This is a genomic window from Pasteurella sp. XG20, assembly GCF_018968665.1.
Taxonomy (GTDB): domain Bacteria; phylum Pseudomonadota; class Gammaproteobacteria; order Enterobacterales; family Pasteurellaceae; genus Pasteurella; species Pasteurella multocida.
Genome location: NZ_CP076656.1, coordinates 1,978,627 through 1,991,662 on the forward strand (window position 1 = coordinate 1,978,627; position 13,036 = coordinate 1,991,662).

A 13,036-nucleotide genomic window follows, 5' to 3' on the forward strand; every position below is an offset into this window, starting at 1 on the left:
CACAACAACACAAAAAGCAGCAAGATAGCGTGTAGCTGGCGTTGTATCCTACTTATCAGCGAAAAGGTTGTGAGGATGATCGTAAAAATAAAAAAATCTGCACCTGAATACGATGCAGATTTCCTGTGGGAGAACAAGAAAAGTGTTATTTTTGTTCCGTACTAAAACCCGACTCAACACCGCTCATATCCGGTAATTGGTGCGCAATCCCTTTGTGACAGTCAATACAGGTTTTTTCTTCTTTTATAGCAAGTGCATGCATTTTTTCCGCCACTGTTTTTTGCTGACTAAAATCCATATTCTCAAAGTTATGGCAGTTACGGCATTCCTGCGAGTTATTGGCTTTTAATCGTGCCCATTCACGTTCTGCCATATGCAAACGACGGGAGTTAAATTTATCAATGGTATCCGTATAACCCATAAGATGCGCATACACTTCTCGACTGGCTTGGACTTTACGGATCATTTTTGGAATAAATTCGTGCGGTACATGGCAATCAGGACAAGTGGCTTTTACCCCACTGCGATTTAAATAATGCGCCGTATGTAAATATTCTGGATACACATCATTACTGTGACAACTAACACAGAATTCCTCTGTATTGGTTTGCTCTAAGCCATAATTAAACCCAACCCAAGAGACAATACCTGCAATAAAAGCAAGGGTAATCAAGGTACCAACGGCAATACGACTGGGCGAGCGAAACCATTTCCAAAAGCGTTTAATTAAGTTCAACATAGTTCCGTCCTTAACTTATTTACCAAAACCAGCCATCGGTTTAAATTCATTTTGAATAATCGGCTCAACATCAGATTGAGAGACATGGCATTGTAAACAGAAGTAACGGCGAGGTGAGGTGCCTCCGACAATGTTACCATCACGATCCATAAAGTGGGTTGGACTGATGCGTGTTGCACCAGTAACACGTGAGGCTTCTGGGCTATGACAAGTTAAACATTGGTTGATATTTTTCGTCACCTGATAGTTTTTCGTCGCGTGTGGCACCATCGGTGGTTGGTTCACATAGTTTAACGGCGCCAAGCCACTTTCTTTTGGTGTATTGTGGAAGGCTGGCGCGATATTTTCAGGTGAATCTTGTAAACTTTTGCCCACTTTGACTTCATTGGCATTGACCGTGAAGGCAAAAAGTGCGGTCAAAATTAGCATTGTTTTTTTCATTTTGATCACTCCCCCGAATGATTAACTGAATGATTAAATCGTGTTGTAAAAATAAATACTTTTTCAGGGCAAACGTCGATACAACGTCCACAGCTGATACAATCTTTTGAAAGCACAAGTGGGCTTTCACTCTTTTTTGCATGTAATGGATCGCGTAACACTTGTGGTTCTGGACAGACGTTATAGCAATCCATGCAATTATCACATTGTTGGCGATGCTCAACTTTGATACGAAAAAGACCTTTCGCACCAATCACACCATAGGCTGCACCTATTGGGCATAAATGCCCACACCAACCATGCTCGACAATAAATAAATCAAATAAAAACACCGCAAGAACAAGCCAAACTGTCGCACCGAAACCGTAAATTAACGCACGACCTAGTGCTGCAACCGGATTGAGCCATTCCCAAAGTAATAACCCGCTTAGCGCACTGCCTAACAAAATCATCACTAAGATCGCATAGCGTAAACTTCGTGGGAGTTTTGCCGATTGACGAATTTCTAATTTACGTCTGAGCCAAGCGGACGCATCTGTCACGATGTTTAACGGACAAACCCAAGCACAGAAAACGCGACTCCCTAAAATGGCATAAAGCACCACCACAATCAGGGCACCCAACAACGCGGTCATGGTAGGCATAAAACCGGTCGCGAGACTTTCTGCCATAATCAAAGGATCCGTCATCGGGATCAAATCAAGCAAAAGACTACTACTGTAATTGCCTTTCAAGATCCATACCCCCAAATAAGGTCCGCTTAAAAACATGGCAAGAATACTCAGCTGGGTTAAACGTCGCCAGAACAAAAAGCGATTGGCGTACCACCAGCCTAACTTTTCTCGTGCTTCTTTACCCGCATATTTTGGTGAATTTGCCATTACAAGCTCTCCGGTAACCGAGTCGGGAGAGAAATAATGCCTTCTGGCGCAAGGGAATGCCCGGCTTTTTCTTTCTCTTCCCAACCTAAACGGTAATGTTTACCTAACATGCCTTTCGCTAATGCCATCGGTAACACTTTGATTGCCGCTTCTTCTAGAACGCAAGCTTCTTCACATTTGCCACATCCTGTACAGGCTTCGGAATGCACTGTTGGGATAAAGACGGCGTGCTTACCCGTACGCTCATTACGATGCATCACTAACGTAATCGCTTTATTAATCAGTGGACAGACGCGATAACACACATCACAGCGTAAACCTTGCCAGTTCAGACAAGTTTCATGATCTAGCAGGACAGCTAACCCCATACGTGCATTATCGATTTCTGTTGCTTGATTATCCAATGCACCGGTTGGGCAGGCTTTTGCACAAGGAATATCCACGCACATTTCACAGGGCTTATCGCGCGCAATGAAATACGGTGTACCTGCTTCCATCGGTGAAATCAGAGAGGCAAGATGCAACATCTCATGTGGACAGGCTTGTACACACTGACCACAACGAATGCACGCAGCAGAAAACGCTTTCTCATTCTCAAGGGCAAAAGGTGGGCGTAACGCCACGCCTTCGCGCGCAAGACTTTGCTTTTGTTGCAAACCAAGGAGCAAAGTCACCCCTGCCAACCCGCCTGCAGTGCGCGTAGCCTCTTTAAAAAATCGACGACGTTCAGGATTCACAACTGGTTTTTTCATTCGACTTTCCAACCGCACTTTACTGAAAGCAAAGTGCGGTCGTTCCTCATTAAATTTAACGTGTTACGCTTTTTCCACTTTGACCGCACATTTTTTGAAGTCCGTTTCTTTTGAAATTGGGTCTGTCGCATCTAAAGTGAGATAGTTTGCTAACTGACCTGCATCAAAGAAAGTGGTGTAAACTAAGCCTTGTGGGACTTTATTACGTCCACGGGTATCTAAGTGAGAAATCATTTCGCCACGACGTGAGCTGATCTTCACTTTATCACCATGACGTAAACCACGTTTTTTCGCATCTAATGGATGCATCCAAACCAAGTTATTTGGGAAGGAGCGATGGAGCTCTGGGACACGGCGTGTCATCGTACCCGTATGCCAATGTTCTAAGACCCGTCCCGTCGTTAACCACAAGTCATATTCCGCATTCGGTGCTTCTGCTGGTGGCTCATAAGGAACGGCAAGAATAATTGCTTTTTTGTCTGGATAGCCATAGAACGCCACCCCTTCGCCTTCTTTGACGTAAGGGTCATAACCTTCACGATAACGCCATAAGGTTTCTTTGCCATCCACCACTGGCCAGCGTAAGCCACGTGCTTTATGGTAAGTTTCAAAGTCTGCTAAATCATGACCATGTCCGCGACCAAACACAGCATACTCTTCAAACAAGCCTTTTTGTAAATAGAAGCCAAAATGTTCTGCTTCATCATTCATGTAACCTGGTTTATCCGTTGGTACTTGGAATTTATCCACTTGACCATTACGGAATAACACTTCATACAAGGTTTTACCTTTATATTCAGGGTTCGCCGCAAGTACTTCCGCTGGCCACATTTCATCGGTAGTGAAATATTTAGAAAACTCCACTAATTGCCACACGTCCGATTTTGACTCACCCGGTGCTTTAACTTGTTGATACCAGAATTGCGTACGGCGTTCTGCGTTACCATAAGCTCCTTCTTTTTCTACCCACATCGCTGTCGGTAAAATTAAGTCAGCGGCAAGAGCAGAAACCGTTGGATAAGGATCAGATACAATCACAAAGTTTTCTTCGTCACGCCAACCCGGGAAACGCTCTTGGTTGATGTTTGGACCGCCTTGCATGTTATTGGTACACATTTGCCATAACACATTCATTTTCTTATCTTTTAACGCACGGTCTTGTGCTACCGCGTGATAACCTACTTGAGTTTGAATCACGCCTTTTGGCAACTTCCACAGTTTCTCGGCTTTTTCAACGTGTTTAGGATTAGTGACCACCAAATCTGCGGGTAAACGGTGTGCAAAGGTGCCGACCTCACGTGCGGTACCACAGGCAGAAGGTTGACCCGTTAGCGAGAACGGTCCACACCCCGGTTTAGAGATTTTGCCGGTTAATAAATGAATGTTATAGATTAAGTGGTTTGCCCACACACCACGTGTATGTTGGTTGAAACCCATGGTCCAGAAAGACACGATATTCAGTTTTGGATCGGCATACATCTTAGCCAGTGCTTCAAGTTGTTCTTTCGGTACCCCTGAAATTTCATGGGCTTTTTCTAAGGTGTATGGTGCGACTAATTTTTTATATTCTTCGAAATCACTGTCGTGCATTTTGCCCGCAGTTTTCACGTTTTTCGCCGCTTTTTCTAATTCGTGGGTTTCACGCAAGCCATAACCGATATCTGTTTCGCCACGCTTGAATTTGGTGTGTTTTTGAATAAAGTCATGATCAATCGCATCATGTTGAATCAGGTAATTGGCAATGTAGTTCATGATCGCCAAATCAGATTGTGGCGTAAAAATGACACCCAAATCAGCTAATTCAAAAGAACGGTGCTCAAAGGTAGATAAGACAGCGACTTTCACATCTGGATGAGATAAACGGCGATCCGAAATACGCGACCACAAAATCGGGTGCATTTCTGCCATATTTGATCCCCACAACACAAATGCATCGGCTTTTTCGATGTCATCATAACAACCCATTGGTTCATCCATACCAAAAGTACGCATAAAGGCAACCGCTGCCGATGCCATACAGTGGCGCGCATTCGGGTCAATATTATTTGAACGGAGTCCCGCTTTAAACAATTTGGATTTGGCAATCCCTTCAAAAATGGTAGATTGTCCAGAAGTGAACATGCCGGCCCCATTTGGTCCTTTTTCTTTCAAGGCTTTTTTGAATTTTTCTGCCATGATCGTAAAGGCTTGATCCCAAGACACCGGAGTAAATTCGCCGTGTTTATCAAACTTACCGTTTGTCATCCGTAACATCGGAGAAGTTAAGCGGTCTTTACCGTACATGATTTTTGGTAAGAAATAACCTTTAATACAGTTCAACCCACGGTTCACATCCGCATCAGGATCTCCTTGCGAAGCAACAACGCGTCCATTTTGTGTCCCCACTAACACGCTACAACCCGTACCACAGAAACGGCAAGGCGCTTTATCCCATTTAATAATTTTATCTGGCGACGCTTCCACATTCTTAACTGGAATAGCCAAGCCAGCGACCGCTGCAGCTGCAACCGCCGCATTGGTTTTCATAAAGTCACGACGACTTAAATTCATCTTCATAGCGTTCCCCCACTATATTGAATTATGTGATGTTTTATTCGTTTTCGTCTTGTTGATGGTAAACCAAGGACACGTCAATGACGCCGTCAATATCGCGTGTCGCTTCCATTTGTTGATGTAAAAGATGTTGATCGTGCGATTGCATCACCACAACAAGCTTACCGGTTTCCGCGTCCAATGCAGGAATTTCCGTATACGGTATTGCTAAAAGTGCGGTCTGAATTGCTTCTAATTTTTGGGGATTCCCTTGAATCACAAGCCCACAGACATGCCAATTTTTCGCATTTTCCATTGTGATTTGTTCAGTCATTTATTTTTCTACTTGATGTTGTTGTCCCAATGACAAGGTAATCGCTGACACCGGACAACTGCGTAAACAGGCGCCACAGCCATTACAGTTTTCTAACGCTAATAGGGGTTGTGAAATGCCGCCAAGTTGGCGTTTAAAATAAATCGCACGCATTTCACAACTGTCTTCACAGCTTCGACACTCTACAGCTTTTGATGTTAAACATTGCTTGTTAATTGCAACTTTATGTGTCCAAGCCAGTTCACTGAGTGGTCTAAACACCGGTTGCTGACAAACATCCACGCATTTATGGCAAAAGGTGCATTCACCATGACGAAATTGCACTTCTGGAAAACCACCTTCTCCTTTGATAAGAATTTGTGTTTCACAGACAGCAATACAATCGCCACAGCGATCACAATCTTGGATAAAGCGCTGCTCATCAACACTCCAAGGAGGGCGAATCCCCTGAAAACCTTGGATTTTGACTTTTTCTGACTGTAAAGAAGTTAAAAACTGCCCGCGCAGAAAATGGCGACGAGATACGTTTTCAACAGTCATGCGCGATTCCTTCAATTTGCCTTTCTTTAGATCCGCCATTATGGAGAGAGAGGTCAAAATTCATACTACCCAAATTGAGTATTTAAACAGGAAATCCGCTTTTTCTTGTGCTAGATCAATTTTTATTTATCAGTAAAAAAATAGCGGTTTTTTTGCTACACTAGCTAAGTTATTTCTAAGCTGAAAAGGGACGCCGTGAAAATCAAGCACTCTGTTTCTACTAAAATCGCAAATTACCTCTTTATCATCATGATTTTTGCGGGCGTCATTACGAGTCTCAGCTTGATGATCATGGCTAGCAATAAATCTGATGCCGAATCCATTAACGTGTCCGGTTCATTACGTATGCAAAGCTATCGTTTATTACATGAGCTGGAACATCATCCCGAACTGGTCGAAACCGGTTTACGCCAATATCGCATCAGCTTACATTCCCCCGCCCTACTGGAAATTGATCAATGGTTTGTTCCTGACGAAGTCAAACAGTCCTACCATCAGCTGATTAAGCGCTGGGAACGCATGGAGCGTTATGCGAAACAACGTGAAATCAACGCCTATAAAAACGAAATTGCAAATTATGTGGCACAAGTCGATCAATTTGTCTTTACCCTACAACGCTTTGCAGAGAAGAAGTGGATTATCGCGGTCTTGATCATGTCATTATCCATGCTGTCGATTATTGCGATGGTGGCTTATGTGGTGTGGTATGCGCGTAAAGAAGTCGTTATGCCCCTTAAACAACTCACGCAAGCCAGTATTCAAGTGCAAATGCGCCAATTTAGCCATGTCAAAGTCGATACACAAAAAGAAGATGAATTGGGTAACTTAGCCCGGGCGTTTAGCCAAATGTCGAGTGAACTGGAAAAGCTCTATTCCTCATTAGAAGAGAGTGTGAATGAAAAAACCCAAAAGTTACGTCAAACAAACCGCTCTTTAACTATGCTGTATGAAAGTTCGCAACAGCTTACTACCACGAATGTGGATGAAAGTATCTTGCAGCACGTGTTAAAAAATATCTTTATTAGCGAGCATTTACGTTATATGGCATTAGTGGTCGAAGGGGCTGAGCACTGGAATATCCGTTTTGGGCAAAAACAAGCCAATCAAGATTGCCAAGAAGTGACATTACAAATTGAAGACGAAAAACTGGCAGTGCTGTATTGGCAAGCTGGATTTCCCTGTCCTGACCCACGGACCATGCGCAATATTGCACAAATTTTAAGCCGTACTCTGTATTTCCATAAAACTCAACGTCAACAACAACAATTGCTGTTAATGGAGGAACGCGCCATCATTGCACGGGAATTACACGATTCTTTAGCGCAAGTGTTAGCATTTTTGCAAATTCAGCTAACGTTGCTCAAACATAACATCAATCAAAAAAGTGAAGAAGCAGCTCAACAAAGCATCAATATTATTGCCAGTTTTGAACAAGCCTTGCGTGATGGCTATGTGCAACTGCGCGAATTGTTAGCCACTTTCCGTTTGACCGTACAAGAAGCCAATTTGAAATTAGCGCTCGAGCAAGTGGTTGACTCTTTACGAAATCAAACCGACATTCAAATGTGCGTGCAATGTTCACTGCCCGCACAAAGTTTTAATGCGAAGCAATTAGTCCACATTTTACAAATCGTACGTGAATCGGTCTTAAATGCGATTAAGCATTCAAAAGGCAACAGGATCGAGGTCATCGCTCACATCAATGAAGACGGTGAATATGAGTTTATTGTGCGCGACGATGGGATTGGTATCCCCAGTTTAGAAGAACCAGAAGGGCATTATGGTTTAAATATCATGCACGAACGTGCTACACAACTTAATGCACATTTACGCATTGCAAACCGCCCGTCTGGGGGAACTGAAATCAAACTGACATTACATCAAAATAGGAATCTGACATGAAGAAATTATTTTTAGCCTCTTCTTTTGCTGATGTCTTCGATCTCTTTCTTGATTTTGCGGGTAATATCCAAAATAAAAGCATCACGTTTATTCCCACAGCGAGCAAAGTCGAAGAGGTTAAGTTTTATGTTGATGATGCAAGAAATGCCTTCTTACAACAAGGTGCGTTCATTGATGAAGTTGATCTCTCGACAGCAAGCCTTTCCGAAATCACGGATAAATTAGCCAAAAACGAGATGATCTATGTCAGTGGCGGTAATACCTTCTTTTTACTGCAGGAATTAACACGCACAGGGGCAGCACAGCTCATTCAACAACACATTCAAGCTGGCAAAATGTATATTGGCGAATCCGCAGGTGCCATGATTACCGCACCAAATATCGACTACGTCAAATACATGGATAGCCTAGACCAAGCACCGATGTTACGTGATTTTACAGCACTTAATTTAGTCGATTTTTACGTTGTACCACACTATACCAATTTTCCTTTTGTCGAGGCAGCACAAAAGATCATTGACACTTATTCTACGACATTGCCGTTACAACCCATTGACAATCACCAAGCAATATTGGTCAATAACGAAACAAAAATCATCAGAGGAAACCATAAAGGATAACCTATGCAAAATCTCCAACCCTTTCATACTTTTTCTCTGCCCGTACAAGCACAGAAAATTATTGAAATTACCGATATTGAGCAACTGAAACAACAATGGGCTGCATGTCAGACCAATAAACTACCGGTGTTATTGTTAGGTCAAGGCAGTAATGTCCTTTTCTTACGCGATTTTCAAGGTGTTGTCTTGCTTAATCGCTTAATGGGCATTCAACATACACAAGATGCTGATTTTCATTATTTACATGTCAATGGAGGAGAAAATTGGCATCAATTGGTCGCGTGGTCAATACAGCAAGGCATCTTTGGGCTCGAAAATCTCGCACTGATTCCGGGTTGTGCAGGTTCAGCACCAATCCAAAACATCGGGGCTTATGGTGTGGAATTTAAAGATGTGTGTGACTATGTGGAAGTACTCAACTTACACACGAATGAAATCTTTCGCCTTAGTAATGAACAATGCCAATTTGGTTATCGCGACAGCATTTTTAAACACGCCTATGCCACGGGCTATGTAATCATTGCCGTAGGTTTGAAACTCAGCAAAAACTGGATACCCGTTTTAAAATATGGGTCACTGGCTAATTTGGAGAAAAGTGCGGTCAATGCCCAGCAAATTTTTGACGAAGTGTGCGCAATACGACGCAGTAAATTACCTGACCCTGCAGAATTCGGCAATGCCGGTAGTTTCTTCAAAAATCCGGTCATTAGTAAAGTGGATTTTGATCACTTACAGCAAGAATATCCTGACATACCGCATTTTCCGCAAGCTGACGGACGTGTCAAATTAGCCGCAGGTTGGCTCATTGATCAATGTGGTTTGAAAGGATATCAACTGGGTGGTGCAGCAGTCCACCAGCAACAAGCGCTGGTTCTGATCAACCAACAGGATGCAACGAGTAGTGACGTGGTAGAGTTAGCACACCACATTCGCCAAAAAGTCGCTCAACGCTTTGCTGTCTGGTTACAACCAGAAGTTCGCTTTATTGACGAAGACGGTGAAGTGGATAGTGAACAAGCCATTTGTTAAAGGAGCCATCAGATGAATTTCAATACGCTATTAAATACCTTGCCACCAATTGAAGACTTAGTTGGGCTTGCTATCATGGACGGTGAAACACAAATCCATTACATTCCTGCGATTGCGGGCAAATTAGGCTCTTTACGTGTCTATAATGCACTTGCCGAAGCCTTCCACGGCAGACTCGACCGCACCTCTGCGCAACAAGGCATACAATTATTTGCTGAGCATAGCGAAGATGCCAAACAACATCCCGGCAAACACCCAAACATTGATTTACTCTTCCAGATTATCGAGCAGGATCTGCATTACCAATTAGTGCCACAAAAATGATAGAACAAAAATCAAAACCGTTTCCGCTGCCGATAAACTATTTTGGGATAATCCTTGGGTTATCGGCATTAAGCCTCGCTTGGCGTTACGCCACCCCTTTGTGTGAAGGCGCTACCCTCGTGAGCGAAAGCCTTTTCGCTGTTTCTGCCATGATTTGGCTCGCGTTTATTGGTGCCTACGCTTACAAATGGTTTAAATCACATCAGCAATTGAAGTCCGATTTACAACATCCGCTGTTAGGCAATTTTGTCAGCCTCATTCCCATTACAACGATCTTAATCGGTATTGGGCTTGTGCCTTATAACATGCTATTCGGGATTGTACTCATCAGCCTAGGTATTGCGATACAGTTAGCCTTTGCTGCCTACTATATTCCCGCGATGTGGCGCGGCATTCATCAAGCAGAAATGACACTTCCTGCCATTTATCTCCCGACAGTTGCAACCAATTTTGTCAGTGCCACCGCACTTGGCGTGCTCGGTTACAGCGAATTAGGCATGGTGTTTTTAGGCGCCGGCTTTTTTTCTTGGCTAGTATTAGAGCCGATAGTATTACAACGTTTACGTACATTACAGCCCGTCCCCGAACCGTTGCGCCCCATGATAGGGATCCAACTTGCCCCTGCGTTTGTAGGTTGTTCAGCCTATTTAACTTTAAATGGGGGAAAACTCGACCTGTTCGCGCTAATGTTACTAGGTTACGGTGTATTACAGCTACTATTTTTAATCCGCTTATTGCCTTGGATTTTTGTTAACGGCTTTACGCCTGCCATGTGGGCATTCTCCTTTGGTTTAGCCTCCATGGCAAAAGTGGCATTACTCTTTTATCAAAATACTGCCGATAATTTGTTAGCCACGTTAAGCTTAGCGCTGTTTATTTTCGCGAATTTCAGTATTGGTCTGATGTTGTTGAACACGGGCTATTTGCTCTTAAAAGGACGATTTTTCATCAAATAATACACAAGGCGTTTTCAACAAATAGGAAAACGCTTTTTTGTTCTGCACTCATTGTACAATCACCTGCACAAAAAAGATGCAATTCATACCAGACAAGTTACAATGGCAAAAGCTTGAAATGATATTCATACCCGCGCGGAGTAATCGCATGTAAACATTGCTCTCGCACTCTCAAAAGGTAACTGACATGCTGATCGTGATTATCAAAAAACTGTTTCTTTTACTCGCCCTGATTCTGTTTAGCCTCGTGATACTTGCCCTCATAAGCTACCAACGATTACCCACATCCGATCGTCCAATCAGTACGCACCCTCCCCTTAATCCCAACGGGCTGTTAGCACGCCATATCTTGCCGCAAGTTGCCCAACATCCCAACTTAACGGGATTGTATCCTTTAGGCGATGGGAAAGATGCCTTTCTCGCTCGCTTGGCGCTCAGTGAACATGCCGAACATACACTCGACTTACAGTATTATATTTGGCATAACGATGTGTCTGGTCACTTACTCTTACAAAGCCTATATAAAGCTGCAGTCCGTGGAGTAAAAGTCCGTTTATTATTGGACGACAATAATACCAAAGGCATGGACACGATCTTGGCTTCACTCAATGCACACCCTAATATCCAAATCCGCTTATTCAATCCCTTTATGCAGCGTCAATATCGTTGGTTAGGCTTTTTGAGCGACTTTTTTAGGCTCAATCGTCGTATGCACAATAAGTCCTTCACCGCAGATGGCGTCATGAGTATTCTTGGCGGGCGTAATATTGGTGATGAATATTTTGATGTGGGTAATGGTGTATTATTTGCTGATCTTGATGTTGCCGCAACCGGCGCCGTCGTTACACACATTCAGACTGATTTTGATCGCTATTGGAATAGCCCATCAAGTTATCCTTTAGAAAGCATTATCATACGCGATCCTATTACGCCTTTTAATCCGTTGCCTGCATTAGATGATGAAACCCAAACTTATTTAAAACAACTCACTGAACTGCCCTTTGCTAAAAGCTTAAAAGCAGGCACCTTAGCTTTTACATGGGCAGAGGCAGAATTAATCAGCGATGATCCTAAAAAGGCACTAGGCAAATCATTGATTCAAGACAGTGTCTTAGCACATATTGCTCCCACAATGTTAAATGCGAAAAACAACTTAATCATTGTGTCGCCTTATTTTGTACCAACCCATGTTGGTGTGGATTTCTTAAGCCGTATCAGCCAGACTGGCACACAGGTTTCCATTCTAACCAATTCACTGGAAGCAACCGATGTTAGCATTGTACATTCTGGTTATGCTAAACACCGCAAAACATTGTTACAAAAGCAAATCCAACTGTATGAGCTGAAACCTCATGCAACCATTCAAATGGAATCCTCAGGGCATTTATTAAAAGGAGCCAGTAGCGCCAGTTTACATGCCAAAACATTTACTCTTGATAATCGCTATTTATTTGTTGGTTCCTTTAATATGGATCCGCGCTCTGCCATGTTGAATACGGAAATGGGATTACTCATTGACAGCCCTGAATTGGCTCGCTTACTCAGTGATGGACTGCAACAAAATCAAGCAAATTATGCTTTTTCGGTTAAGTTAAATGAGGCGCAAGCACTGTATTGGGAAACGCAAGAAAATGGGCAATGGATTCGCTATGAAAATGAGCCACACACCAGTTGGTTTAAGCGTTTTAGTGTGTGGTGTTTATCTTGGTTACCTGTTGAACATTTGCTATAACCTCATCTTTTCCAATGGACATCACATCGGCAAAAAAGATAACCATCATTTTTGGAAAAAATGATGAAAAAATACTCCAATTTTGGTTTAAAATACGTACTTTCTTTGAACAAGATCAGAAAATACGTTTTTATTTTTGATTACAATCAGATCGATTTTAATTCTATTTTAAGAGGTCAACTATGAAGTACTTACAAATAATAACAATGGTAAAAAGTAGGCGTTTCCTGTTTTTCTGTGTTTCTATCCTATTT

Annotated in this window: 13 protein-coding genes; 6 read left to right on the forward strand and 7 right to left on the reverse strand. The window is 42.8% G+C overall.

Going from position 1 to position 13,036, the window contains the following annotated elements:
- Positions 1 to 145 precede the first annotated feature (145 nt).
- The 7 genes from KPF51_RS09270 to napF all read right to left on the reverse strand — a co-directional run bounded on the left by KPF51_RS09270 (position 146) and on the right by napF (position 6,219).
- The gene (locus KPF51_RS09270) at positions 146 to 739 is read right to left on the reverse strand and encodes a cytochrome c3 family protein (protein WP_005718382.1); all 594 of its coding nucleotides are present in this window, start codon (positions 737 to 739) and stop codon (positions 146 to 148) included.
- 15 nt (positions 740 to 754) lie between these two features.
- Positions 755 to 1,180, reverse strand: a complete 426-nt coding sequence (locus KPF51_RS09275) for a nitrate reductase cytochrome c-type subunit (RefSeq protein ID WP_005718380.1) — start codon at positions 1,178 to 1,180, stop codon at positions 755 to 757.
- 5 nt (positions 1,181 to 1,185) lie between these two features.
- Positions 1,186 to 2,061, reverse strand: a complete 876-nt coding sequence (gene napH, locus KPF51_RS09280) for a quinol dehydrogenase ferredoxin subunit NapH (protein WP_005724438.1) — start codon at positions 2,059 to 2,061, stop codon at positions 1,186 to 1,188.
- Positions 2,061 to 2,813, reverse strand: coding sequence for a ferredoxin-type protein NapG (napG, locus tag KPF51_RS09285; RefSeq protein ID WP_005752143.1), 753 nt, complete (start codon positions 2,811 to 2,813; stop codon positions 2,061 to 2,063). Before napG ends, napH begins: the two co-directional genes overlap by 1 nt.
- Before the next feature lie 63 nt (positions 2,814 to 2,876).
- Positions 2,877 to 5,363, reverse strand: coding sequence for a nitrate reductase catalytic subunit NapA (gene napA, locus KPF51_RS09290; RefSeq protein ID WP_005724436.1), 2,487 nt, complete (start codon positions 5,361 to 5,363; stop codon positions 2,877 to 2,879).
- A 40-nt stretch (positions 5,364 to 5,403) separates the two neighbouring features.
- On the reverse strand, positions 5,404 to 5,679 hold the full coding sequence (locus KPF51_RS09295; protein ID WP_005718372.1) for a chaperone NapD: 276 nt from the start codon (positions 5,677 to 5,679) through the stop codon (positions 5,404 to 5,406).
- Positions 5,680 to 6,219, reverse strand: a complete 540-nt coding sequence (gene napF, locus KPF51_RS09300) for a ferredoxin-type protein NapF (RefSeq protein WP_005724435.1) — start codon at positions 6,217 to 6,219, stop codon at positions 5,680 to 5,682. It abuts the gene before it with no gap.
- 195 nt (positions 6,220 to 6,414) lie between these two features.
- Between napF and narQ the strand changes: the two genes are divergently transcribed.
- The 6 genes from narQ to KPF51_RS09330 all read left to right on the forward strand — a co-directional run bounded on the left by narQ (position 6,415) and on the right by KPF51_RS09330 (position 12,782).
- The gene (narQ, locus tag KPF51_RS09305) at positions 6,415 to 8,121 is read left to right on the forward strand and encodes a nitrate/nitrite two-component system sensor histidine kinase NarQ (protein ID WP_005724434.1); all 1,707 of its coding nucleotides are present in this window, start codon (positions 6,415 to 6,417) and stop codon (positions 8,119 to 8,121) included.
- Entirely contained in the window at positions 8,118 to 8,741 is a 624-nt protein-coding gene (locus tag KPF51_RS09310) for a peptidase E (protein WP_064972588.1), read from the forward strand. The genes narQ and KPF51_RS09310 overlap by 4 nt, the downstream gene beginning before the upstream one ends.
- 3 nt (positions 8,742 to 8,744) lie before the next feature.
- Positions 8,745 to 9,770, forward strand: a complete 1,026-nt coding sequence (murB, locus tag KPF51_RS09315; RefSeq protein WP_010907240.1) for a UDP-N-acetylmuramate dehydrogenase — start codon at positions 8,745 to 8,747, stop codon at positions 9,768 to 9,770.
- 12 nt (positions 9,771 to 9,782) lie between these two features.
- Complete coding sequence (locus tag KPF51_RS09320; protein ID WP_005718363.1) at positions 9,783 to 10,094, forward strand: DUF2322 family protein; 312 nt, start codon at positions 9,783 to 9,785, stop codon at positions 10,092 to 10,094.
- A complete protein-coding gene (gene tehA, locus KPF51_RS09325) occupies positions 10,091 to 11,050 on the forward strand; it encodes a dicarboxylate transporter/tellurite-resistance protein TehA (RefSeq protein WP_042742725.1) in 960 nt (319 codons plus the stop codon). Before KPF51_RS09320 ends, tehA begins: the two co-directional genes overlap by 4 nt.
- A 187-nt stretch (positions 11,051 to 11,237) precedes the next feature.
- The gene (locus KPF51_RS09330; RefSeq protein WP_005724429.1) at positions 11,238 to 12,782 is read left to right on the forward strand and encodes a phospholipase D family protein; all 1,545 of its coding nucleotides are present in this window, start codon (positions 11,238 to 11,240) and stop codon (positions 12,780 to 12,782) included.
- Positions 12,783 to 13,036: the final 254 nt, after the last annotated feature.

Bases quoted from the DNA above. Each gene is read 5' to 3' on its own strand.
- KPF51_RS09270 (WP_005718382.1), bottom strand. From the start codon at position 739: ATGTTGAACTTAATTAAACGCTTTTGGAAATGGTTTCGCTCGCCCAGT.
- KPF51_RS09275 (WP_005718380.1), bottom strand. From the start codon at position 1,180: ATGAAAAAAACAATGCTAATTTTGACCGCACTTTTTGCCTTCACGGTC.
- napH (WP_005724438.1), bottom strand. From the start codon at position 2,061: ATGGCAAATTCACCAAAATATGCGGGTAAAGAAGCACGAGAAAAGTTA.
- napG (WP_005752143.1), bottom strand. From the start codon at position 2,813: ATGAAAAAACCAGTTGTGAATCCTGAACGTCGTCGATTTTTTAAAGAG.
- napA (WP_005724436.1), bottom strand. From the start codon at position 5,363: ATGAATTTAAGTCGTCGTGACTTTATGAAAACCAATGCGGCGGTTGCA.
- KPF51_RS09295 (WP_005718372.1), bottom strand. From the start codon at position 5,679: ATGACTGAACAAATCACAATGGAAAATGCGAAAAATTGGCATGTCTGT.
- napF (WP_005724435.1), bottom strand. From the start codon at position 6,219: ATGACTGTTGAAAACGTATCTCGTCGCCATTTTCTGCGCGGGCAGTTT.
- KPF51_RS09310 (WP_064972588.1), top strand. From the start codon at position 8,118: ATGAAGAAATTATTTTTAGCCTCTTCTTTTGCTGATGTCTTCGATCTC.
- murB (WP_010907240.1), top strand. From the start codon at position 8,745: ATGCAAAATCTCCAACCCTTTCATACTTTTTCTCTGCCCGTACAAGCA.
- KPF51_RS09320 (WP_005718363.1), top strand. From the start codon at position 9,783: ATGAATTTCAATACGCTATTAAATACCTTGCCACCAATTGAAGACTTA.
- tehA (WP_042742725.1), top strand. From the start codon at position 10,091: ATGATAGAACAAAAATCAAAACCGTTTCCGCTGCCGATAAACTATTTT.
- KPF51_RS09330 (WP_005724429.1), top strand. From the start codon at position 11,238: ATGCTGATCGTGATTATCAAAAAACTGTTTCTTTTACTCGCCCTGATT.